Genomic DNA, 21057 nt, shown 5'->3' with positions numbered 1-21057 from the left:
GGCACCGTCCGAAATATCCGTTATCGGCATCGACTCGATCACGGGACTGGTCAGTTCTCCATTCCGGAACTATTTTTTCCTTCGCCCCTCCACCGTCGCAGGGGCGAGTTCCCGCGAGGAGGACCAGCGATGCGCAGATCCGCGTTCCGGCTGAGCACACTGGCCGTCACGGCCGTGACGACCGCCGGGCTCCTGATCGGGGCCCCGGCCTCGGCGAGCGACCGGACCCCGTTGCCGGGCAGCGTCCCGGCCTGGGCGAAATCGTCGGCCCGGACCGGGGCGGCGAATGCGGCGGACAACGTGGCGTTCCGGGTTTACCTCGGCTGGACCGGTGACGCCGCCGCGGCGGCGAACCGCGTCTCGACGCCGGGCTCGGCCGAATACGGCAGGTTCTTGACCGCCGCGCAGTTCCGGCAGCAGTTCGCGCCGTCGCAGACCGACGTGAACGCGGTGCAGCAGTGGCTGCGCAAGGCCGGGTTCGACGTCGGCTACACCCCGGGCAACCGCCGGTACGTGCAGGCCGAAGGCACGGTCGCGCAGGCGGCGGCCGCGTTCGGCACGACCTTTGGCGAGTTCAAGGCCGGCGGCAAGACGCTTCGCGCGCCCGAGACGGACCTTTCGCTGCCCGCCGGGCTGCCCGCGTCGGTCAGCGCGGTGGTCGGGCTCGACGAGTCGTTCGCCCTGATCCAGCCGTCGGCGGGGCCGGCCGCGACGCCGTCGCCCGCCTTCGTCAACGCGCCGCCGTGCTCGATCTACTACGGCGAGAAGACCACCGCCACCACCCCGACGCCGGACGGCGTCCAGGTGCCGGACGCCTACGGGCACCCCAACCCGTGGGCGCCGTGCGGCTACACGCCTTCGCAGCTGCAGAGCGCGTACGGCGTCCAGCAGGCCATCGCCGGCGGGACCGACGGCCGGGGCCAGACCGTCGCGATCATCGACGCCTACGCGTCCCCGACGATCCTGTCCGACGTCAACACCTACTCGCGGCTGCACGGGCTGCCGCAGCTGTCCGGCGGCCAGTTCTCCCAGGTCACGCCGCCCGGGACCTACCACCGGCCGCAGAACCCGGCGCAGGACCCGCAGGGCTGGTACGGCGAAGAAACCCTCGACGTCGAGGCCGTGCACAGCATCGCGCCGGGCGCGAACATCGTCTACGTCGGCGCGCCGAACAACTACCAGGACCTCGACGCGGCGATGAACCACGTCGTCGACCAGCACCTGGCCTCGATCGTGACGAACTCCTACGGGTTCTCGACCGAGCTGCTGCCGCGCGGCTACGTCAAGCCGTTCAACGACACGCTCATCGAGGCGGCGGCGACCGGCATCGGCGTCTACTTCTCCAGCGGTGACAACGCCGACGAGACCGACGGCGTCGCCGCGAACCACCCGAATGCGACGCCGGACTGGCCCGCGTCGAGCCCGTGGGTGACCGCGGTCGGCGGGACGTCGCTCGGCGTCGGCAAGAACGGCGAGTACCTCTTCGAGACCGGCTGGGAGACCGGCCGGTCGACGCTGACGAACGGCACCTGGGTGCCCACCCCGCCGGGTGAGTTCTTCGGCGGCGCCGGCGGCGGCACGAGCCGGCTGTTCACCCAGCCCGCGTACCAGGCGGGCGTGGTCCCGAACACCATCGCGACGGCGAACGGCGCCCGCCCGCAGCCGATGCGCGCGGTGCCGGACGTGGCCGCGCTGGCCGACCCGAACACCGGCTTCCTCGTCGGGCAGACGCAGGCGTTCCCGGACGGCACGGCGAAGTACAGCGAGTACCGCATCGGCGGCACGAGCCTGGCGTCGCCGTTGTTCGCCGCGTTCGTCGCGCTGGCGCAGCAGCGGGCGGGCCACACGTTCGGCTTCGCCAACCCGCTGCTGTACGCGAAGGCGGGCAGCTCGGCGTTCCACGACGTCAAGCAGCCGCCGTCACCGATGGCGGTCGCCCGGGTCAACTACAACAACTCGGTGGACGCCTCGGCCGGGTACTCGGCGGCGAGCCTGCGTTCCCTGGACGCCGACGCCGTGCTGACGATCCACGTCCGCGACGGCTACGACGACGTCACGGGCGTCGGCACGCCGAACGGCACGGCGTTCCTGACCGCCCTCGGTCAGTAGCTGCGCGGGGTCCAGACGATCCCGTTCTCCGCCCGGGTCCTCGACGAGCCCACGATCAACAGGCAACGCATGTCCACTGTGGACGGGTCGAGGTCCCCGAGCGTGGTGATCCGGATGTCCTCTTCCGGGCCGCCGACGTCTCGCGCCACCACCACCGGCGTCTCCGGCGCCCGGTGGCGGAGCAGCACGGCGCGGGCGTCGGCGAGCTGCGTCGTCCGGGACCGCGAAGCCGGGTTGTACAGCGCCAGCACCAGGTCCGCCGCGCCCGCCGCGTCGAGCCGCTTCTCGATGATCTCCCACGGCTTCAGCCGGTCGGACAGCGAGAGCACGCAGTAGTCGTGGCCGAGCGGCGCGCCGACCCGGGACGCCGCCGCCTGCGCCGCCGTCACGCCCGGGACGATCCGGACCCGGACGCCCGCGCCGTGGCCGGCCGCGACCTGCTCCAGCACCGCCGACGCCATCGCGAACACCCCCGGGTCGCCGGAGGACACGACCGCCACCCGGGAACCGCCGGAAGCCAGAGCCAGGGCTTCGCGAGCCCGGTCCGCCTCGACCCGGTTGCCCGACGCGTGCCGCTGCTGCCCGGCCTTCTGCGGGACGCGGGCGACGTACGGCCCGTAGCCGACGACGTGCTCGGCCGCGTCCAGCTCCGCCGCGGCTTCCGGCGTCAGCCACTCCGGCCCCGCCGGGCCCAGGCCGACCACCACGACCTCCCCCGACCCCGCCCCCGGCTCGGCGGCAGCCGAAGCAGGAGCAGGCGAAACACGCGAGGCGTAAGCCGGCGAGGGCAGCAACGCCAGCGAGAAATACGGGACGGAGTCGGGGTCGACGTCCGCGAAGGGCTCGATCCGCTGCCGGTCCCAGGTCGCGCGCTCGACGTAGACGGCCTCGTCGAGCTTGCCGGCCTCGGCCAGGGCGTCCCGCACGGACGAGAACGTCCGGCCGAGCTTCAGGACGGCCGCCGCGTCGGTGTCGGCGAGCCGCCGCGCCAGCTCCGGCGCGGGCAGCGTGCCCGGGAGCACGGTCAGCACCTCGTCGCGCTGCACCAGCGGCCGGCCGAGCACCGACGACGCCGCGCTCACCGACGTCACCCCAGGCACGACGATCGCGTCGAACCGCCCGGAAAGCCGTTCGTGCATGTACATGTAGGAGCCGTAGAAGAACGGGTCGCCTTCGCAGAGCAGGACGACGTCGCGCCCGGCGTCGAGGTGCTCGGCGAGCCGTTTCGCGCTCAGCTCGTAGAAGTCGGCGATCGCGCCCTCGTACCCGCCGGGGTGGTCGGTCGTCTCCGTGGTGACCGGGTAGACGAGCTTCTCCTCGATCTGCCCTTCACGCAGGTACGGCTCGGCGACCGAGCGCGCGATGCTGCGGCCGTGCCGCGCGCAGTGGTACGCGATCACCGAGGCTTCGGAGATCAGCCGGGCGGCCTTGACCGTCATGAGTTCCGGGTCGCCGGGGCCGAGGCCGACGCCGTACAGCGTTCCCGTCATTCTTCTGCGCTCGCGAGGGCGTTGATCGCGGCGACGGCCATCGCGCTGCCGCCACGGCGTCCGTGCACCACCAGGTACGGGGCCGGTGCCCGCTTGGTCAGCTCCACTTTGGACTCGGCCGCGCCGACGAACCCGACCGGGACGCCGATGATCGCCGCGGGCGCGCCGACCCCTTCGTCGAGGATCTCCAGCAGCCGGAACAGCGCGGTCGGCGCGTTGCCGATCGCCACGACCGAGCCGGGCAGCTTGTCGCGCCACAGTTCCAGGGCCGCCGCCGAGCGCGTGGTGCCCATCCGCTCGGCGAGCCCCGGCACGCTCGGGTCCGACAGCGTGCACAGCACCTCGTTGCCCGCGGGCAGGCGGCGCCGCGTGACGCCGCTGGCGATCATCTGCGCGTCGCACAGGACCGGCGCGCCCGCTTCGAGGGCCGCGCGGCCGGACTCGACGACGTCGAGGGTGTAGCGCAGATCGTCGACCAGATCGACCATGCCGCAGGCGTGGATCATCCGGACCGCCAGCCCCGCCACGTCGTCGGGCAGGATCGCCAGGTCCGCCTCCTCGCGGATCGTGGCGAACGAGTGCCGGTAGATCTCGGCACCGTCCCGCAGGTAGTCGATCACAGCGTTCCTTTCAGCTCTTCGATCGGCACCCACCGGCCGTCGACACGGTAGCCACCGTCCTCGGCGACAACGTCCACATGCGACTGCGACGGTTTCCCGCAGCGTCGTTCACACCCGGAGAAATGGGCGCGCAGGCCGGGCCGGAACACGGCGTCGGCCCGGACGTCGGCGCGCGCCTTCGCGCAGCCCGGACGGCCGATGCACGCGCTGGTGCCGAGCGGCACGCCGCCGAACCCCAGCCGCTCGAAGACGTCGGCGGGCACGTCCGGCAGGACGAGGGACTTCCACGGCGTGACCAGCGCCGGGCCGAACTCCGCCACCGCCCGCGCCTGCGCCGCGGAGAGCCGCCCGAACCGCGGGACCACCCCCGCCGCGAAGCCGCCGTCCCGCTCGATCAGCCCGGCCGGGACCGGGACTTCGGCGCGCGGCACCGGCGTCCCGCGCCAGGCGGGGTCGTCGAGTTCGGCGACGCGCCAGGCGGACCCGCGCACGCGGCCGAACTCGAGCGCGACGTCGATCAGCACCGCGACCGCGTCACGACGGGCGACCCGCCGCCCGGTGTCGCCGCCCGCGAGCAGCAGCGTCCCGGTCTCCGGGCCGAGAGCGCGCCAGCAGACGTCGGCGCCTTCGCCGGCGACATCGCCGCGTCCGTCGTCGAAGGCGAACAGGAACCGGCCCGGCAGCCCGGCCAGCTCCGGCGTCGCGCAGAGGGCGGCGTCGAGCGAAGCGGCGAGGCCGCGGACGTCGGCGAGGCCGCCGCGCAGCCCGCTCAGCGGCGACGCGAGGACGTTGCGGACCCGCTCGTGCGACGGCGACGGCAGCAGGCCGGCTTCGGTCAGCCGGGCCGCGAGGCCGGGGCGGGTGACGCCGCGGAGCTGGACGTTGCCGCGCGAGGTGAGGTGGAGGTCGCCGTCGCCGCACGCCTCGGCACACCCGGCCAGGGCGCGCAGCTGTCCTGCGGAAATCGTGCCGCCGGGCAGCCGCACCCGGGCCAAGGGGCCGTCCGCGGCGTCGTGGGGTGCGAAAACACCAGGGCACGCGTCGGCTCGCGCACGTGCTGGGGTCGGCATGGGGTCACTGTAGCTGGCGGTTTTCCGGCTCCGGCGGGTCCGGACGCGGCCGGATCCGGGCCACTCCGCGGTCCAGGTCCACGTCACGCGCGGGTGGCGCGCCGTCGGCGTCCTGCTCGACGAGCATCGACATGGTTTCCCGGTGTTCCAGCTCACACCGCTTGGTGCCGTAGAGGAACGCGGTGGTCTCTTCGAGGTAGGTCGAGGACAGCCGCGCCTTGAAGCGCGAGCCGTCCTTGCGCGGCCGCAGCTCGATCGCGGCCATGACCAGCAGGATCACCACGCCGCCCGGAAGGGCCAGGCCCAGCCAAGTTCCCATGCCCCGCGAACCGGATGACCGCGGGTCAAGTTCCCGAGGCAGCAGAAGTCTCATCGGATGTAGTAGGTGTGCTACATTCGATCGCATCAGTCAGATGGGGGTGACCGGGATGAGAGATCCCGCCGAGCCCGCCGTCCGCGTGCGCGGGCTGCGGATGCGCTACGGCACGAACGATGTGCTCCACGGTGTCGATTTCGAGGCGCACCGGGGCGAGGTCGTCTGCCTGCTCGGGCCGAACGGCGCGGGCAAGACGACGACGATCGAGATCCTCGAGGGTTTCCGGATGCGGTCGGCCGGCGAGGTGAGCGTGCTGGGCGTCGACCCGGCGCACGGCGGCGAAGACTGGCGGGCGCGGCTGGGGGTCGTCCTCCAGTCCTGGCGCGACCACGGGAAGTGGCGCGTGCGCGAGCTGCTCGCCCACCTCGGCCGCTACTACGCGCCGTACTCGACGGCTTCGCGCCCGCGGCCGTGGGACGCCGACGAGCTGATCGCGACGGTCGGGCTGAGCGAGCACGCGCACAAGAAGCTCAAGCAGCTCTCCGGCGGCCAGCGGCGGCGGCTCGACGTCGCGATCGGCATCGTGGGGCGGCCCGAGCTGCTGTTCCTCGACGAGCCGACCGCGGGCTTCGACCCGGAGGCCCGGCGGGAGTTCCACGACCTGGTGCACCGGCTGTCCGACGAGCTCGCCACCACGATCCTGCTCACCACGCACGACCTCGACGAGGCCGAGAAGCTGGCCGACCGGATCCTCATCCTCAACGGCGGCCGCATCGTCGCCGACGGCTCGGCCGACGCCCTGAGCCGGCAGATCTCCGGCGAGGCCGAAGTCCGCTGGACCCTCGACGGCCAGCGCTTCGTCCACTCGACGACCGAGGCGACGAAGTACGTGTACGACCTGTTCAAGCAGCACGGCGAGGCCGTCGCGGACCTCGAGGTCCGGCGCGCGTCGCTGGAAGACACCTACATGACGCTGGTCCACCGCGCGGAAGCCGGCGGCGAGACGGAGCTCGGCCTCCAGGAAGCGGGTGCGCGATGAACGCCAGGACCGCCGCACTGCGATCGGGGGTGGCCCGCGGCTGGATCGAGTTCAAGCAGACGTGGACCAACCGCGACGACGTCGTCGGCCAGCTCGTCTTCGTGGTGCTCTTCCTCGGCACGCTGTTCTTCATGCGGAACGCGACCCTGCCGGGCACGTCGTTCTCCCTCGGCGCGGCGACCGTGCCGAGCGTGCTCGGCGCCGGCATCGTGTTCAACGGGCTGAACAGCGCGGCGGGGCACCTGGCCATCGACCGCGAAGACGGCACGCTCCTGCGCGCGAAGGCGACGCCGAACGGCATGCTCGGCTACCTGGTCGGGAAGACGACGGCGCTGTCGATGGGGCAGGTCGCCGGGATCCTGCTGACGCTCGTCCCGTGCCTGTTCCTGTTCGATTCCCTGGCCCCGGACGGCGTCTGGTCCTACCTGAGCCTGCTGTGGGTGCTGGTGCTCGGGCTGGTCGCGACCATGCCGCTCGGGGCCGCGCTGGGGTCGCTCACCAACAGCCCGCGCTCCATCGCGCTGATCACGCTGCCGATCATGGGCCTGGGCGCGATCTCGGGGATCTTCTACCCGATCACGGCGCTGCCGGGCTGGGTGCAGGACATCGCGCAGGTGTTCCCGATGTACTGGCTGGGTCTCGGCATGCGCTCGGCCCTGCTGCCGGACAGCGCGGTCGTCGTCGAGATCGGCCAGTCGTGGCGGCCGTGGCCGACCCTGGCCGTGCTCGTCGCGTGGTCCGTGATCGGATTGGCCCTGGCCCCGGTCCTGCTCCGCCGCATGGCGCGGCGCGAAGCGGGTTCGTCGGTGGCCGAACGGCGGGAGAAGGCCATGCAGCGTGTGGGGTAGTCATGAGTGAGGTCGTCTACAACCGGATCGCGATGCTGCGCGCGGAGCGGTCCATCTCGCGACGCCAGCTCGCGGAAGCCCTCGGCGTGCACTACCAGACGATCGGCTACCTGGAACGCGGTGAGTACAGCCCGAGCCTGTACCTGGCGCTGCGGATCGCGGAGTTCTTCGAGGTTTCGGTCGAGGTGCTGTTCTCCACCAAACCCTTCCCCCGCCTGGGCGAACGCTCCGCCTAGGGCTCGGAGGCCGCGGCGCGTTCCGGTTCCAGGCGTCGGTGGGCCCCCACCGACGCCGGACAACGCCAAGCCCCGCCACGCTGGCTGTACACCTACAACCACCACCGCAGCCACACCGCACTCGACGGGCAACACCGGCCAGCCGCGTTCGCAACCTCCCCTAGGGCTTCCACAGGTCGGCCTCCGCCAGCGCGCGAACAACGTCGTCGCGGCGGGTCTCGCGGGTCGTCCGGTTCAGCTCGACGTGCAGGAACGGTGTCCCGCCGGTGGCCTGGCTCTGGACGTTCGTCGTCCCGGCCAGGCCACGGCAGGGCTCCTCCCAGGCCCGGCGGACGCGGAACCCGGCGTCCGCGAGCCGGTCCGCTGCCCGGCGGGCCGCGTCGCCGGCCTCCGCGGCTCCGGCGGACAGCACCGCGTCCGCTTCGGCGAGGGTCGTGTCGTTGAAGCCGTGCAGCTGGACCTGCGGCAGGCCGCGCCGGGCGAGCAGCGTCGTGACCACGTGGAAGACCGTCCTCGTCTCGTGCGCGGGGTCCTCCCGGCGCCGGTGGGCGCCGCCGACCGCGAGGATCCCCCCGGGGGTGCGCCGGAACAGGGCGAGGCCCAGCCGGTCGGTCCGCAGGTCGGAGGACGCGTGCGGCACCTCGACGACCAGCGAGGGCGGCGCCGAGCGGTCGATCGCGTAGAGGCCCCAGGCGCGCTCGGTGCCGGCTTCCTGGACGACGAGCGAGTCGCCTTCGACGGAAAACCCCAGCTCGCCGAGGTCGGGCGCGCCCCGGTCGAGGAACGCGGCGAACCCGGCTTCCGCGGCCGCCAGCTCGGCGGCCGTCGGGCCGCGGTACGGCTGCCGCGCGGACTGCGCGGCGGTGAAGCTCCGGAGCAGGGATTCCAAGCCACCAGGTTACCCAGCCCCGGCCAACGTCACCTTGACGCGCCCCGACCGGCACCGGAGAGTGGGGGCGATACCCACGCGTCGGCAGGTGGAGGAACCCGGTGAGAGTCCGGGGCGGTCCCGCCACTGTCACCGGAGAGCGATCTCCGGGAGCCAGGAACTCCGGCCGGCGCGCCCGTCTACCCGGGGCGCGGACCCCGAGGAGGAACCTCGTGATCCTGCTTCTGTCCACTTCGGACACCGACCTGCTCAGCGCGCGCTCCAGCGACGCCGGATACCGGCTCGGGAACCCCGCCCGGCTCGACGTCGCCGAGCTGCCGGAGCTGCTGGACGGCGTGAAGATCGTCGTCGCGCGGATCCTCGGCACCCCGCGGACCTGGCAGGAAGGCCTGGACACGCTGCGGGCGTCGGGCGCGCACGTCGTCGTCCTGGGCGGGGAGCAGACACCGGACGCGGAACTGATGGAGCTCTCGACCGTCCCGGCCGGCATCGCCGCCGAGGCCCACGCCTACCTCGCGCAGGGCGGCCCGGCGAACCTCACCCAGCTGCACCGGTTCCTCTCCGACACGCTCCTGCTCACCGGCGACGGCTTCGAGCCGCCCGCGGAACAACCCGCGTGGGGCATCCTCGAACGGCCTTCGAAGACCGACGGCCCGGTCATCGGGATCCTGTACTACCGGGCGCACCACCTGTCCGGGAACACGGCGTTCGTGCACACCCTCGCCGACCAGATCGAAGCGGCCGGCGGCCGCGCGTTGCCGGTCTACTGTGCTTCACTGCGCACGCGCGAGCCCGAGATGATGGCCGAGCTGGGCAGGGTCGACGCGCTGCTGGTCACGGTCCTCGCGGCGGGCGGCACGCGGCCGTCCGAGGTGGGCGCCGGGGGCGACGACGAAGCCTGGGACGTCGCCGAGATGGCCGCGCTCGACGTCCCGATCCTGCAGGCGCTCTGCCTGACCAGCGACCGCGAGACGTGGGCGGCGAGCGACGACGGCCTTTCGCCGCTCGACGCCGGGAACCAGATGGCCGTCCCGGAGTTCGACGGACGGCTGATCACGGTGCCGTTCTCGTTCAAGGAGCTCGACGTCGACGGCCTGCCGCGGTACGTGCCGGACGCCGAGCGCGCGTCCCGCGTCGCCCGCATCGCGCTGGCGCACGCCCGGCTGCGGCACACGCCTCCGCCGGAACGCCGGATCGCGCTGATGCTGTCCGCGTACCCGACGAAGCACTCTCGCGTGGGCAACGCGGTCGGGCTGGACACACCCGCGTCGGCGATCGAGCTGCTGCGGCGGATGCGCGACCAGGGCTACGACCTGGGGCCGGAGCCGTTCCCGGGTGTCGAGCCGACCGGCACCGACCAGCCCGACGGCGACGCGCTCATCCACGCCCTGATCGCCGCCGGCGGCCAGGACCCGGAGTGGCTGACCGAGGAGCAGCTCGCCGGCAACCCGATCCGGGTGCCCGCCGAGCGCTACCTTTCGTGGTTCGCCTCGCTGCCCGCCGAGCTGCGCGAGGCCATGGAAGAGCACTGGGGCCCGGCGCCCGGTGAGCTGTACGTCGACAACGGCGACATCGTGCTGGCGTCGCTGCGCAGCGGCAACGTCGTCCTCATGATCCAGCCGCCACGCGGGTTCGGCGAGAACCCCGTCGCGATCTACCACAACCCCGACCTGCCCCCGAGCCACCACTACCTGGCCGCCTACCGGTGGCTGGAGGAGGAGTTCGGCGCGCACGCCGTCGTCCACCTGGGCAAGCACGGGTCGCTGGAATGGCTGCCGGGCAAGACGGCCGGGCTCTCGGCGTCGTGCGCGCCGGACGCCGTGCTCGGGAACCTGCCGCTGGTCTACCCGTTCCTGATCAACGACCCGGGCGAGGGCGCGCAGGCGAAGCGGCGGGCACACGCGACGATCGTCGACCACCTGATCCCGCCGATGACGCGCGCGGAGTCGTACGGCGACATGGCGCGGCTGGAGCAGCTGCTCGACGAGCACGCGAACATCGCGGCGATGGACCCGGCGAAGCTGCCCGCGATCCGCCAGCAGATCTGGACGCTGATCCAGGCGGCGAAGCTGGACCACGACCTCGGCGTCGAGGAACGCCCGCACGACGCGGAGTTCGACGACTTCCTGCTGCACATCGACGGCTGGCTCTGCGAGATCAAGGACGCGCAGATCCGCGACGGCCTGCACGTCCTCGGCGCGGCACCGTCGGGTGAGGCGCGCGTCAACCTGGTGCTGGCGATGCTGCGCGCGTCCCAGATGTGGGGCGGCAAGCAGGGCGCGATCCCGGGCCTGCGCTCCGCACTGGGCCTCAAGGAGGACGCGCCGCTGTCCGAAGTGGACGCTGTCGAGAAGACGGCGCGGGAGCTCGTCCAGACGATGGAAATGCGGTCCTGGGACGCCACCGCGGTGGCTTCGGTCGCGCCGGACGAGGACGTCGCGCGGGTGCTTTCGTTCGCGGCGGAAGAGATCGTGCCGCGGCTGGCGGGCACCACCGGCGAGCTCGACGCGGTCCTGCACGCCCTCGACGGCGGGTACATCCCGGCCGGGCCGAGCGGGTCGCCGTTGCGCGGGCTGATCAACGTGCTGCCGACCGGGCGGAACTTCTACACGGTAGACCCGAAGGCGATCCCGAGCCGGCTCGCCTGGGAAACCGGCCAGGCGCTGGCGGACTCGCTGCTGAAGCGCTACCGCGAAGACACCGGCGACTGGCCGCGGTCGGTCGGGCTCTCGGTGTGGGGGACGTCGGCGATGCGGACGTCCGGCGACGACGCGGCGGAAGTCCTGGCGCTGCTGGGCGTCCAGCCGGTGTGGGACGAGGCTTCGCGGCGGGTGACCGGCATCGAGGCGATCCCGCTGGCGGAACTGGGCCGCCCGCGCATCGACGTGACGATCCGGATCAGCGGGTTCTTCCGGGACGCGTTCCCGCACGTGATCGCCCTCATGGACGACGCGGTGCGGCTGGTGGCCTCACTGGACGAACCCCATTCGGAGAACTTCGTCCGCGCGCACGTTTCCGCCGATTTGGCGTCGCACGGCGATTCCCGCCGGGCGACGACGCGGATCTTCGGTTCGAAGCCGGGCGCGTACGGCGCGGGCATGCTGCCGCTGATGGAAAGCGGCAACTGGCGCGACGACAAGGACCTCGCGGAGGTGTACGCGGTCTGGGGCGGCTTCGCGTACGGCCGCGACCTGGACGGCCGCCCGGCGCGCGAGGACATGGAGAATTCGTACAAGCGCATCGTGGTGGCGGCGAAGAACACCGACACGCGCGAGCACGACATCGCCGACTCGGACGACTACTTCCAGTACCACGGCGGGATGATCGCGACGGTCCGCGCGCTGACCGGCACCGCCCCGGCGTCCTACGTCGGAGACAGCACCACCCCGGACGCGGTCCGGACGCGGACGCTGGGCGAGGAGACGGCCCGGGTGTTCCGCGCCCGGGTGGTGAACCCCCGCTGGCTGGCGGCGATGCGGCGGCACGGCTACAAGGGAGCGTTCGAGCTGGCGGCCACGGTGGACTACCTGTTCGGCTTCGACGCGACAGCCGGCGTGGTGGGCGACTGGATGTACGAGAAGCTGACCGAGTCGTACGTGCTGGACGAGGTGAACCAGGAGTTCCTGAGGCAGGCGAACCCGTGGGCGCTGCGCGGGATCGTGGAGCGCCTGAACGAGGCGGCGGACCGCGGGCTGTGGGAAGAGCCGGACCCGGAGCTGCTGGCGAAGATGCGCGAGGTGTACCTGTCCCTGGAGGGCGACCTCGAGGCGGAGTGACTGCACATGCACACCGGGGACGCCTACGGCAGCGTGACCGGCTGGAGCGGCGAAGGCGTCTTCACCGAGGAAGGCGACCGCGTCCACATCTGCGACACCGACGCCGACGGCCGCGGTGTCATCATCTACGTCTACAAGGGAACGCCGGAAAACGGCTACGTCCTCTACAGCATGCACGTCGGCGGCAACGGCAACTGCATCACCAAGAGCGCGGCCAACGGCGGCGTCTATGACCTCCCCGAGAGCCGCGTCGGCTTCAAGTTCTGCCGGTACGGGAAGGACGACGACGACAAGGTCCATGCCGGCGAGTGCAAGGACTACGACTTCCTGAACGACAACAGCTGAGCGGAAACGCCCGGGAAACGCGGGCCGGAGTTGGGTGGCGGCATGATCACCGCCGCTCCCGCGAAGACCCGCTCCTGGGCGCTTCCCCTCGTCTGCCTCGGCGCCGCCGTCCTCTACGCCTGGAAGATCGGCGACGGCCAGCTCGGCAACACCTACTACTCCGCCGCGGTCAAGTCGATGACGGAGAGCTTCCCCAACTTCCTCTTCGGCTCCTTCGACCCCTACGGCGTCGTCACGGTCGACAAACCGCCTTTCGCGCTGTGGCCGCAGGCGCTGAGCGCGCTGGTCTTCGGCTACCACGGCTGGGCGCTGCTGCTGCCCCAGGTTGTCGAAGGCGTCGCCGCGGTCTTCCTGCTCCACCGCACCGTCCGGCGGTGGGCCGGCGAGAACGTCGCCCTGCTGGCCGCGGCGATCCTCGCGCTCACGCCGGTGACCGTGATCATCAACCGCGACAACAACCCGGACACCCTGCTCGTCCTGTTCCTGGTCGCCGCCGCGTACGCGCTCACCCGGTCGCTCGAAGACGGCCGGAAGTGGCTGTGGTGGTGCGCCTTCTTCGTCGGCTGCGGGTTCCTGACCAAGATGCTGCAGGCGTGGATCATCGTTCCCGCGCTGGTGCTCGCGTACCTGGCCGGGACGACCGGCCCGCTCAAGCGCCGGCTGCTCGACGTCCTCGGCGCCGGCCTCGTGCTGGTCGTTTCGTCGTTCTGGTGGATCGCGCTGTACGACTGGTGGCCCGGCGCGAAGCCGTACATGGGCGGCAGCGAAGACGGCACGGCGTGGGACCTCGTCTTCGGCTACAACGGCTTCGGCCGCCTCTCCGGCAACGGCGAAGGCGGCGGCATGATGATCATGCGCAACGGGCAGCAGACCATGACGTCGTTCGGCGGCGACCCGGCCCGGGCCGGATGTTCAACGACCTCGTCGGCGGGCAGATCTCATGGCTGCTCCCCCTGGCGCTGCTCGTCCTGGTCGCCATCGGCCGCCGGTGGCGCGACGCCGGCTGGCTGCTCTGGGGCGGCTGGCTGCTGGTGACGACCGCGGTCTTCAGCTTCGCCGGTGGCATCTGGCACCCGTACTACACGACGGCGATGGCCCCCGCCGTCGCCGCGGTCTCGGCCGCCGGGCTGGCGCTGCTGTGGCGGCAGTACCGCCGGACCGTGCTCCCGCTGGCGATCCTGCTGAGCGCGGCCTGGGCGTTCGTGCTGACTTCGCGGGACACGTCGTTCTCCGGCTGGACGCGCTGGGCGGTGCTCGCCACGGCCGTCGTCGCCGTCGTCGGCATGGTGGTCACGCCGAACCGGCTGGCGCTGGTGGCCGGGCTCGTGCCGCTGCTGCTCACGCCCGCTGTGTGGTCGTACGCCGCCGCGCAGAGCACGTCCGCCGGAACGCTGCCCGCGGCCGGCCCGGCCGCACCCGGCACGCCGGGCAATCCCGGCGCTCCTGCCGCCGGGCCGGTGCGGATGGCGCCGTCCGGGGGCGCGCAGCCCCGGATGATGCTCGCCGGGGGCGGCGACGGCACGGCCGAGTTGTCCGGCGAGCAGCGGCGCATCCTCGACTACGCCCGGAAGAACGGCACCGAGATCACCCTCGCCGTGAACAGCGAAGCGAGCACCGTCGCGCCGTTCATCATCGACTCGGACGCGACCGTGATCGGCATGGGCGGCTTCGGCGGCCGCGACGACGCGCCGTCGGTCGCGCAGCTCGACCGGTGGCTCGCCGAGGGCAAGCTCCGGTTCGTGCTGAGCGGCGCGGCCACCGTCCCGGGCATGCCCGCGCGGAGCCGCGCCCAGGAGGAACGCCGTCGCTGGATCGAGCGGCGCTGCACGATCGTCGACCCCGCGGCGTACGGCGGCCGGTCCGGTCCCGGCCAGGGCGGCGGCCCGGTGCGGATCGGCGGCGCGGACACGCTGTACCAATGCCGCTAACGGGGAGGAAACACCGCCGCGGCGATCATGGCCGCATGCGGGTCCTGGTGGTGGAGGACGAGCCGATGCTCGCGGACGCGATCGCGGAGTGGCTGCGCGACGAGTCCCACGCCGTCGACCTCGCCCACGACGGCGGCGCGGCGCTCGACCGGATCGCCGTGCACGACTACGACGTCGTCGTGCTCGACCGGGACCTGCCGGTCGTGCACGGCGACGACGTCTGCCGGGAGCTGGTGGCGTCCGGGGCGGCCACGCGGGTGCTGATGCTCACGGCGGCCGCGGAGGTCACCGACCGCGTCGACGGGTTGTCGCTCGGCGCCGACGACTACCTGACCAAGCCGTTCGCCTTCCCCGAGCTGGCCGCGCGCATCCAGTCGCTGGGGCGGCGCTGCCGCCCGGCCGCGCCGCCGGTGCTGCAGCGCTCCGGCGTCACGCTCGACCCGGCGCGGCACGAGGTGTTCCGGGACGGGCGGTACCTGCCGCTGTCCAAAAAGGAGTTCGCCGTGCTCGCCGAGCTGCTGCGCGCCGACGGCGCCACCGTCTCGGCGGAACACCTGCTGGAGAAGGCGTGGGACGAGCACGCGGACCCGTTCACCGGCGCGGTCCGGCTCACCATCCTCAAGCTGCGCCGCAAGCTCGGTGACCCGCCCCTGGTGGAGACGGTCACCGGGGTCGGCTACCGGCTCCGGTGAGTCTTCGGCTGCGGCTCACCGTGCTGTACGGCGGCCTGTTCCTGCTGGCGGGCGTGGTGCTGCTGGGTGTCACGTACCTGCTGTTCACGCAGCAGGTCGGGCGGCGGGTGACGGTGCTCATCGGCACGGCGCCGCCCGGCCTGCCGCCGCTGCCCTCCCCCGCGTCCCTCGACGAACAGGCGCGGCAGGTGCGTGAGGCGGCGGCGACGTCGCTGCTGACGCAGGGCGGCGTCGCGCTCGCCGCGGTCGCGGTGCTGGCGGCGGGGGTCGGCTGGCTGGTGGCGGGTCGGGCGCTGGCGCCGTTGCGCCAGGTGACGGAGACGGCGCGCCGGATCGCGGCGGCGGCCGACCCGGGCGGGCACGAGCGCATCGCGCTGCGCGGGCCGGACGACGAGGTGAAGAACCTCGCCGACGCGTTCGACGTCATGGTCGAGCGGCTCGACCGGTCCTTCGACGCCCAACGCCGCTTCGTCGCGAACGCCTCGCACGAGCTGCGCACCCCGCTGACGTTGAACCGCTCCCTGGTCGAGGTGGCGATGCACCGCCGCACGGCGTCCGACGACGTCCGGCAGCTCGGCGCGAAGCTGCTGCAGATCAATTCGCGGCACGAGAAGCTGATCGGCGGGTTGCTGCTGCTGGCGAAGTCGGAGAGCGCCCTGACCGAACGCCGCCCGGTGGACCTGGCGGCGATCGTCGCGCACGTGGTGCCGCCGGGGGTTCTTGCGGATCTCGGCGAGGCGACGGCGCTGGGCGACGCGCTGATGCTGGAGCGGCTGGTGCACAACCTGGTGGAGAACGGCATCCGCCACAACACCGAGGACGGCTGGGTCAAGGTGACGACCCGTGCCGTGCCGGGCCGGGCCGAGCTTTCCGTGGCCAACAGCGGGCCGGTGATCCCGCCGGACGAGGTGCCCGCGCTGTTCGACCCGTTCCACCGCCGGGCCCGCGTGGCCGCCGAGGGAGCCGGGCTGGGGTTGTCGATCGTGCGCTCGGTGGCGCACGCGCACGGCGGGGAGGTCACGGCGACGGCGCGCCCGGAAGGGGGACTCGTCGTGGTGGTGACGCTGCCCGCCGGGTGAGGACTCGCGGGCAGCGTACCCGGACGAAGGTGCACCGAACCGCGTCTCGGCGCGCACGAAGCCGCTCACCGAGCTACTCTCCCGGTCCTCCGCCGCGCCGGTCCCTCGCCACCTCACCCGCGCGTTGCCTTTCCCCGGACCAATATCGGATATTCCGGCGCTTATCGCCCGCCGCTCCCCGCTATCCGGCCTTCGTGTCTTGACTTCATCAATGGTCTAGTCCAATAGTTTGTCCACCCTCGATCCCCACCGGGAGGACAGATCATGCGCAGGAGCAGACTGGCCGCCATCGGGCTCGCCGCCGCCACTTTCGCCGCCACCGCCGTGAGCCTCGTGCTCGGTGCGCCGTCGGCCACCGCGGCGTTGAGCACCAGCTGGTACGCCGCCGCGCCCTACCTGATGCCCGTGAGCAACAACCCGCCCGACCCGATCACCGTGATGAACGCGACCGGGCTCAAGGCGTTCCAGCTGGCGTTCATCCTGGCGCCCAACGGCGGCGGCTGCAGCCCGACCTGGGACGGCACCAACGCGGTGTCCTCCGACACCACCGTCGCGAACGTGATCTCGCGGATCCGCGGCGCGGGCGGCGACGTCTCGGTGTCCGTCGGCGGGTACGGCGGCACCAAGCTCGGCCAGACCTGCGGCTCGGTGGCCGCGACGGCCGCCGCGTACCAGCAGGTCATCACGAAGTACTCGCTCAAGGCGATCGACTTCGACCTCGAAGACTCAAGGTTGATACATTGAACACGGTACGCGTACGGTGCTGGTCATGGCAAGGATCTTGGGCAGGACCCGGTTGTCCCGGGTGACAGATGAGTCAACATCGGTGGTGCGTCAGCGCCAGGAGATCGAGGCATGGGCCGAGGCTCGTGGGCACGAAATCGTTGCCTGGGCTGAAGATCTGGACTTCTCGCGCTCGATCCAGCCGTTCAAGGCTCCGAACCTGGGATCGTGGCTAACCGACCCGGTAAAGATCGATTCATGGGATCTGCTGGTGTCCTGGCGCGTAGACAGGCTCGGTGCCGGGTGGAAGCTTCTCCCCCTAATGTACTGGCTCCTGGAACGGGGCAAGGATCTGGCCTGCACAACTCAGCCGTTCAACCTTCAGGACCCGATGGGCCAAAGCGTGTTCTTCATGTACGCGCAACACGCACAAGCCGAATGGGATGCGACTCGGGACCGGGTCACGAATATGCGTGCTCACCTCCGCACACAAGCGCGTTGGGCCGGTGGCCTGCCCCCGTTCTGGCTCAAGCCCAAAAGGAAAGGGGCCGGGTACACGCTCATAATCGACCCAGTCTCGGCCGAAGTGACCCGGCGAATCATTGACGAATACGTGGCCGGACGTCCGATCAATGCTATCTGCACCGACTTGACAAAGGACTCAATTCCGACTCCGATCGATTACTACCGGATCCGGGCCGAAGCCGATTCCGATGCCGCCGAGATCGAGTACCGGGAAAGGCACCAGAAGGCCGGGCCTGGCGAAACGGAACCATCGCGAAGATCCTGGCCAACCCGGCTCTGCTCGGCCACCACACGCACGAGGATCTGACGGTTCGAGACGCAAACGGGAATGCCCTGGAAGGGGCCGAAGCCCTGATCACCCCGGACAAGTTCCAGAGGATTCAGGCGGAGACGGCCCGGAGAACGCAGCACAAGGTTCCGCGACGCGAAGCCGGGGCCGGACCATTGCTCGGCGTGCTGGTCTGTGGCGAGTGCTCGGGCCCGGCATATTTGAATGTGCAGACGAACCGGAAATCGGGAAAGCCGGATCGGGTTTATCGATACTACCGATTCCCGTGCGGGCACTCGGGCCGAATCAAGGCCGATGACGCAGAAGAGGCAGCGCACTACCTGTTCATGCTCGTGATTGGCAAGGCTCCACGCCTGGAACCGATCTACATTCCCGGCGAGAATCATACCGCCGAACTGGCCCAGGCCGAAGCCGCGTATTTAGAAATCACCGACCGAATCAGCACCGCCCCGACCGACAGTCTGCGACAGAGCCTGACTGAACGATTGGACGCCCTACAGAATCGAATTACCGTCTTGGCCGGGCTCCCGGTTACGGCATCCAAGATGGAGTATCGACCTACCGGCCAGACTTACGCAGAAGCCTGGGAGGTCATGAACGAGGTGGAGCGTCGTGAACTCATGAACGAGGCCGGGTACGTGGCCAAGTACTGGCCGGGCCAGGACGGTGGATACGGGGCGGAGGTTCCGGCCGATCTCCGGGAGCGACTTAGCCTGGCCACGGGTGACCCGATCCAGGAGTTCGTGTTCCTCGCGTTCGACCCGGGTCCGTGGGGTGCGGACGAAACCAGACCACGACAAGATGACGGTGACGATGTCTGGAATCTGGACTCCGAGCCTGTTTCCCCGCCCGAGCCGAAAGGTGCGGACTGGTCCCTGTACGACGAGTGCCCGACCTGTCTCGTGGACGCGGGTCACGTGTGCCGCTCCCTGCGGGCTCGGCCGGGCGAACAGGGTCTGGGTCATCACGGGCAACCGGCGATCCAGAACCCGCACAAGGGCAGGCCCAGGAAGGCCCCGTAAAGAGCCCTGAGCTTGCCCCTAACGAGAGAAGCCCGCTTCCCCGGAGTTCATGGACGGGAAGCGGGCTTCGTCGTGTCTAAGGCTCGATTTCGAACTCGGCCTTTAGGGCTTCGTACTCGGTCAGCCGGGCCACGGCCTCGGCCAGCTCCGGGGCCAGTGCCGCGTACTTGGCCTCTAGCTCTGCGGCCTTGACGCTGGCCTGGTTCCGCTCAACCCGGTACTTGGCCGCGTCTCGCCGGAGACGCTGAATGTATTCCAGAGCGTCGGGCGGGAGATTAGCCATGATCGCGGCCCAATCCTTAGCCATCACCCACCTCCCGGAACGATCAGCCCTGCCTTGATAAAGGCCTGAGCGATCCCACCTTCGTCCGGGCTCGGCTCCTCGACCACGTTCCCGTCCTTGTCCAACGCCGGGATCAGGTCCGCGTCCTCGAACGCTTCTCGGATTGACTCAGCCATCAGTCACCCGCCTGAAGCTTGGCCTTCTCCACGGCCGCAGCGATCCGAGTTCGGGACACGGCCGGGGGACGACTCGCGATCCGGCGAGGCGGGGTCCCGGCACCTTCGGTGATCCAGTTCGAGGATTCAACGGCCCAGGCTTCGAGCTTGGCCTTGGCCTCCTCCGGGTCACCAACGGCCAGGGCAACGCCCTGATTCAGGAGCAGCCGTAGCGCTTTCAGGTTCCAGGAGAAAGACGTCGTCCGGGCCGGGTAGAACTCGGTAATGTCCGTGAACAGCGCCAATTCCTGCCAGTCGCCCTGTAGTTTGGCGGGCATCGGAACCACGCCCAAGGCTCGGGCCAGGACCCAACGTTCCTTGACCTCATTCAAGGTTTCTTCGGCCAGCAGGACCCGGCCCTTGTCGCCCAAGGAACCACCCTCACGCAAGGCCTCATCAGACAGCGATCGGACCTGTTCGATCAGGCTCGCGAACCTGGTCCGGAGGTCATCCATGAGCCCGGCCACAGACGCGGCCACGCTGGCGTTGTACGCGTTCTGGACCTGGTTCTCTGCCACGTTCACGAGCGGGAGCAGGTTCGCGCCCTGGCCTGCCAGGTCCGCCCGAGCGTCGGCAATGAGCTTGGCCGCGTCCTTCTCGTTCTTGACGGTCCCGACCTTCTCGACCGTGGCCGGGGTGATGGCAATGGGTGCGTTCACGGCCGTTCGGATGTGTTCGAGCCGGGCCTCCGCTTCGGCAAGATCCGGGACGGGGGCCCAGGCGCCGTACCGCGTGAGCTGGTTCCGGAAAAAGTAGTCGATCATGCGCGGTTCTCCTGTTCGGTGATGTACGTGCCGTCGCAGGTCAGCACCCAGCGCGACGACGGGACAAGATCTCGGAGTTTGTCGTTGGCAATGCTCAGCAAGAACCCGCGTACAACGACTTGGCCGGTAGCTTGCAACGCGATCAAGGCCACCCGGGCTTCGTCCGCGATCTCTGTCCACTGAGCGGTCACAGCAGGGTTCTCGGCTCTCCGGGAGCGGAACTCCGCGATGTTGACCGCGATCTGAATCAGTTGTTCTCCGGTCCTGCCGGTCTTGATCTCGTTGGTCCGGTTCTTCCGGATGTGCCTCATCGCCCGACCACGTTCCAGCGCGAGTGCGCAGCGCGACGAGCCCGTTCCTGGCCCTCGAACCCGGTCCGAGGTTCTTCCCCGGCCTCGTCCGTGATCTTGAGCCTCGCCAGGAGCGAGGCTTGAGCCAGGTGGTGTTGCCGAAGTTCAGCGACTTCCGGCGCCGACACCCACTGGCCGACACTGCCCTTGACCCGGAGATCTTCCAGGTCATTCACGGCCTGTTGGAGGCGGGCAATGACGTCGGCCTCAGAGCACGCCGCGCCCAACACGACCAGTTCGTCCGGTCGGAACTCGTACACGGCTGTCATGGCCTGCCAGAGATCCCGACCAGCCTTACCGAGCGTGTCCGGGGGTGTAGTTTCGGTCACTTGATCCCCCCTTTCCGGGGATTAATTACGAAAAAACAGCGATCGAGACCCGAGCACGCATACGTGGCCACCAAACCCCGCGTACACACCCAGGACCGGGGGAGAGGGCAACGCCCCCTG

22 protein-coding genes, 1 pseudogene and 1 riboswitch are annotated in these 21057 nt (G+C 70.7%); of the genes and pseudogenes, 13 read left to right on the top strand and 10 right to left on the bottom strand.

Annotated elements, in window-relative coordinates; all coding sequences use genetic code 11:
- Positions 1 to 129 precede the first annotated feature (129 nt).
- Entirely contained in the window at positions 130 to 2109 is a 1980-nt protein-coding gene (locus ACH54P_RS40900) for a S53 family peptidase (RefSeq protein WP_489908659.1), read from the top strand.
- Here ACH54P_RS40900 and ACH54P_RS40895 read toward each other — a convergent pair.
- The 4 genes from ACH54P_RS40895 to ACH54P_RS40880 are packed head-to-tail and all read right to left on the bottom strand — an operon-like array spanning position 2103 to position 5608.
- Positions 2103 to 3599: a precorrin-2 C(20)-methyltransferase gene (locus ACH54P_RS40895; RefSeq protein WP_489908658.1), complete on the bottom strand. Its 1497-nt coding sequence runs from the start codon at positions 3597 to 3599 to the stop codon at positions 2103 to 2105. The genes ACH54P_RS40900 and ACH54P_RS40895 overlap by 7 nt on opposite strands.
- Positions 3596 to 4219 carry a precorrin-8X methylmutase gene (locus tag ACH54P_RS40890; RefSeq protein WP_489908657.1) on the bottom strand — a complete coding sequence of 208 codons (624 nt, stop codon included), beginning with the start codon at positions 4217 to 4219 and terminating at the stop codon, positions 3596 to 3598. The genes ACH54P_RS40895 and ACH54P_RS40890 overlap by 4 nt, the downstream gene beginning before the upstream one ends.
- Positions 4216 to 5289 (bottom strand): precorrin-3B synthase, encoded by a 1074-nt coding sequence (locus ACH54P_RS40885; RefSeq protein ID WP_489908656.1) that lies wholly within the window; start codon positions 5287 to 5289, stop codon positions 4216 to 4218. Before ACH54P_RS40885 ends, ACH54P_RS40890 begins: the two co-directional genes overlap by 4 nt.
- Positions 5290 to 5293: 4 nt before the next feature.
- The gene (locus ACH54P_RS40880) at positions 5294 to 5608 is read right to left on the bottom strand and encodes a DUF6191 domain-containing protein (protein ID WP_489908655.1); all 315 of its coding nucleotides are present in this window, start codon (positions 5606 to 5608) and stop codon (positions 5294 to 5296) included.
- Between the two features lie 109 nt (positions 5609 to 5717).
- Between ACH54P_RS40880 and ACH54P_RS40875 the strand changes: the two genes are divergently transcribed.
- The 3 genes from ACH54P_RS40875 to ACH54P_RS40865 are packed head-to-tail and all read left to right on the top strand — an operon-like array spanning position 5718 to position 7728.
- Entirely contained in the window at positions 5718 to 6644 is a 927-nt protein-coding gene (locus ACH54P_RS40875; RefSeq protein WP_489908654.1) for an ABC transporter ATP-binding protein, read from the top strand.
- Positions 6641 to 7492 carry an ABC transporter permease gene (locus ACH54P_RS40870; RefSeq protein WP_489908653.1) on the top strand — a complete coding sequence of 284 codons (852 nt, stop codon included), beginning with the start codon at positions 6641 to 6643 and terminating at the stop codon, positions 7490 to 7492. Before ACH54P_RS40875 ends, ACH54P_RS40870 begins: the two co-directional genes overlap by 4 nt.
- Positions 7493 to 7494: 2 nt before the next feature.
- The gene (locus ACH54P_RS40865; protein ID WP_043784651.1) at positions 7495 to 7728 is read left to right on the top strand and encodes a helix-turn-helix transcriptional regulator; all 234 of its coding nucleotides are present in this window, start codon (positions 7495 to 7497) and stop codon (positions 7726 to 7728) included.
- A gap of 160 nt (positions 7729 to 7888) precedes the next feature.
- Here ACH54P_RS40865 and ACH54P_RS40860 read toward each other — a convergent pair whose 3' ends face one another.
- Entirely contained in the window at positions 7889 to 8617 is a 729-nt protein-coding gene (locus ACH54P_RS40860) for a hypothetical protein (RefSeq protein WP_489908652.1), read from the bottom strand.
- A gap of 69 nt (positions 8618 to 8686) precedes the next feature.
- Positions 8687 to 8798: riboswitch (cobalamin riboswitch) on the top strand.
- 31 nt (positions 8799 to 8829) lie between these two features.
- On the opposite strand from ACH54P_RS40860, the gene cobN reads away from it, so the two are divergent.
- From cobN to ACH54P_RS40815, 9 genes and pseudogenes are all read left to right on the top strand, one after another.
- Entirely contained in the window at positions 8830 to 12393 is a 3564-nt protein-coding gene (gene cobN, locus ACH54P_RS40855; protein WP_489908651.1) for a cobaltochelatase subunit CobN, read from the top strand.
- A 6-nt stretch (positions 12394 to 12399) separates the two neighbouring features.
- A complete protein-coding gene (locus ACH54P_RS40850; protein ID WP_489908649.1) occupies positions 12400 to 12738 on the top strand; it encodes a hypothetical protein in 339 nt (112 codons plus the stop codon).
- Between the two features lie 42 nt (positions 12739 to 12780).
- Positions 12781 to 13773: an ArnT family glycosyltransferase gene (locus ACH54P_RS40845; protein ID WP_489908648.1), complete on the top strand. Its 993-nt coding sequence runs from the start codon at positions 12781 to 12783 to the stop codon at positions 13771 to 13773.
- A gap of 56 nt (positions 13774 to 13829) precedes the next feature.
- Positions 13830 to 14666 carry a mannosyltransferase YkcB-related protein gene (locus ACH54P_RS40840; RefSeq protein ID WP_489916926.1) on the top strand — a complete coding sequence of 279 codons (837 nt, stop codon included), beginning with the start codon at positions 13830 to 13832 and terminating at the stop codon, positions 14664 to 14666.
- A 35-nt stretch (positions 14667 to 14701) separates the two neighbouring features.
- The gene (locus ACH54P_RS40835) at positions 14702 to 15358 is read left to right on the top strand and encodes a response regulator transcription factor (RefSeq protein WP_489908647.1); all 657 of its coding nucleotides are present in this window, start codon (positions 14702 to 14704) and stop codon (positions 15356 to 15358) included.
- Complete coding sequence (locus tag ACH54P_RS40830; protein ID WP_489908646.1) at positions 15355 to 16437, top strand: sensor histidine kinase; 1083 nt, start codon at positions 15355 to 15357, stop codon at positions 16435 to 16437. The genes ACH54P_RS40835 and ACH54P_RS40830 overlap by 4 nt, the downstream gene beginning before the upstream one ends.
- Before the next feature lie 264 nt (positions 16438 to 16701).
- A pseudogene (locus ACH54P_RS40825) lies at positions 16702 to 17163 on the top strand (glycoside hydrolase family 18 protein); the annotation flags it as partial.
- 43 nt (positions 17164 to 17206) lie between these two features.
- Positions 17207 to 17992 (top strand): recombinase family protein, encoded by a 786-nt coding sequence (locus ACH54P_RS40820; RefSeq protein WP_489908645.1) that lies wholly within the window; start codon positions 17207 to 17209, stop codon positions 17990 to 17992.
- On the top strand, positions 17935 to 18996 hold the full coding sequence (locus ACH54P_RS40815) for a hypothetical protein (protein ID WP_489916924.1): 1062 nt from the start codon (positions 17935 to 17937) through the stop codon (positions 18994 to 18996). The genes ACH54P_RS40820 and ACH54P_RS40815 overlap by 58 nt, the downstream gene beginning before the upstream one ends.
- 76 nt (positions 18997 to 19072) lie before the next feature.
- Here ACH54P_RS40815 and ACH54P_RS40810 read toward each other — a convergent pair whose 3' ends face one another.
- Genes ACH54P_RS40810 through ACH54P_RS40790 form a run of 5 tightly spaced genes read right to left on the bottom strand, consistent with a single transcriptional unit; the run spans position 19073 to position 20937 of the window.
- Positions 19073 to 19303 (bottom strand): hypothetical protein, encoded by a 231-nt coding sequence (locus ACH54P_RS40810; protein ID WP_489908644.1) that lies wholly within the window; start codon positions 19301 to 19303, stop codon positions 19073 to 19075.
- Positions 19303 to 19455, bottom strand: coding sequence for a hypothetical protein (locus ACH54P_RS40805; protein ID WP_489908643.1), 153 nt, complete (start codon positions 19453 to 19455; stop codon positions 19303 to 19305). Before ACH54P_RS40805 ends, ACH54P_RS40810 begins: the two co-directional genes overlap by 1 nt.
- Positions 19455 to 20258 (bottom strand): hypothetical protein, encoded by an 804-nt coding sequence (locus ACH54P_RS40800; protein ID WP_489908642.1) that lies wholly within the window; start codon positions 20256 to 20258, stop codon positions 19455 to 19457. The genes ACH54P_RS40805 and ACH54P_RS40800 overlap by 1 nt, the downstream gene beginning before the upstream one ends.
- Positions 20255 to 20569 carry a hypothetical protein gene (locus ACH54P_RS40795; RefSeq protein WP_489908641.1) on the bottom strand — a complete coding sequence of 105 codons (315 nt, stop codon included), beginning with the start codon at positions 20567 to 20569 and terminating at the stop codon, positions 20255 to 20257. Before ACH54P_RS40795 ends, ACH54P_RS40800 begins: the two co-directional genes overlap by 4 nt.
- Entirely contained in the window at positions 20566 to 20937 is a 372-nt protein-coding gene (locus tag ACH54P_RS40790; RefSeq protein WP_489908640.1) for a hypothetical protein, read from the bottom strand. Before ACH54P_RS40790 ends, ACH54P_RS40795 begins: the two co-directional genes overlap by 4 nt.
- Between the last annotated feature and the right edge of the window lie 120 nt (positions 20938 to 21057).

It is taken from the genome of Amycolatopsis sp. N2S4-7 (genome assembly GCF_058119595.1).
This window is presented reverse-complemented; position numbering and strand designations above follow the sequence as displayed.

Coding starts and splice junctions, on each gene's coding strand:
- ACH54P_RS40900 (WP_489908659.1), top strand. CDS start 130: ATGCGCAGATCCGCGTTCCGGCTGAGCACACTGGCCGTCACGGCCGTG.
- ACH54P_RS40895 (WP_489908658.1), bottom strand. CDS start 3,599: ATGACGGGAACGCTGTACGGCGTCGGCCTCGGCCCCGGCGACCCGGAA.
- ACH54P_RS40885 (WP_489908656.1), bottom strand. CDS start 5,289: ATGCCGACCCCAGCACGTGCGCGAGCCGACGCGTGCCCTGGTGTTTTC.
- ACH54P_RS40880 (WP_489908655.1), bottom strand. CDS start 5,608: ATGGGAACTTGGCTGGGCCTGGCCCTTCCGGGCGGCGTGGTGATCCTG.
- ACH54P_RS40875 (WP_489908654.1), top strand. CDS start 5,718: ATGAGAGATCCCGCCGAGCCCGCCGTCCGCGTGCGCGGGCTGCGGATG.
- ACH54P_RS40870 (WP_489908653.1), top strand. CDS start 6,641: ATGAACGCCAGGACCGCCGCACTGCGATCGGGGGTGGCCCGCGGCTGG.
- ACH54P_RS40865 (WP_043784651.1), top strand. CDS start 7,495: ATGAGTGAGGTCGTCTACAACCGGATCGCGATGCTGCGCGCGGAGCGG.
- ACH54P_RS40850 (WP_489908649.1), top strand. CDS start 12,400: ATGCACACCGGGGACGCCTACGGCAGCGTGACCGGCTGGAGCGGCGAA.
- ACH54P_RS40845 (WP_489908648.1), top strand. CDS start 12,781: ATGATCACCGCCGCTCCCGCGAAGACCCGCTCCTGGGCGCTTCCCCTC.
- ACH54P_RS40840 (WP_489916926.1), top strand. CDS start 13,830: ATGGCCCCCGCCGTCGCCGCGGTCTCGGCCGCCGGGCTGGCGCTGCTG.
- ACH54P_RS40835 (WP_489908647.1), top strand. CDS start 14,702: ATGCGGGTCCTGGTGGTGGAGGACGAGCCGATGCTCGCGGACGCGATC.
- ACH54P_RS40820 (WP_489908645.1), top strand. CDS start 17,207: ATGGCAAGGATCTTGGGCAGGACCCGGTTGTCCCGGGTGACAGATGAG.
- ACH54P_RS40810 (WP_489908644.1), bottom strand. CDS start 19,303: ATGGCTAAGGATTGGGCCGCGATCATGGCTAATCTCCCGCCCGACGCT.
- ACH54P_RS40805 (WP_489908643.1), bottom strand. CDS start 19,455: ATGGCTGAGTCAATCCGAGAAGCGTTCGAGGACGCGGACCTGATCCCG.
- ACH54P_RS40800 (WP_489908642.1), bottom strand. CDS start 20,258: ATGATCGACTACTTTTTCCGGAACCAGCTCACGCGGTACGGCGCCTGG.
- ACH54P_RS40795 (WP_489908641.1), bottom strand. CDS start 20,569: ATGAGGCACATCCGGAAGAACCGGACCAACGAGATCAAGACCGGCAGG.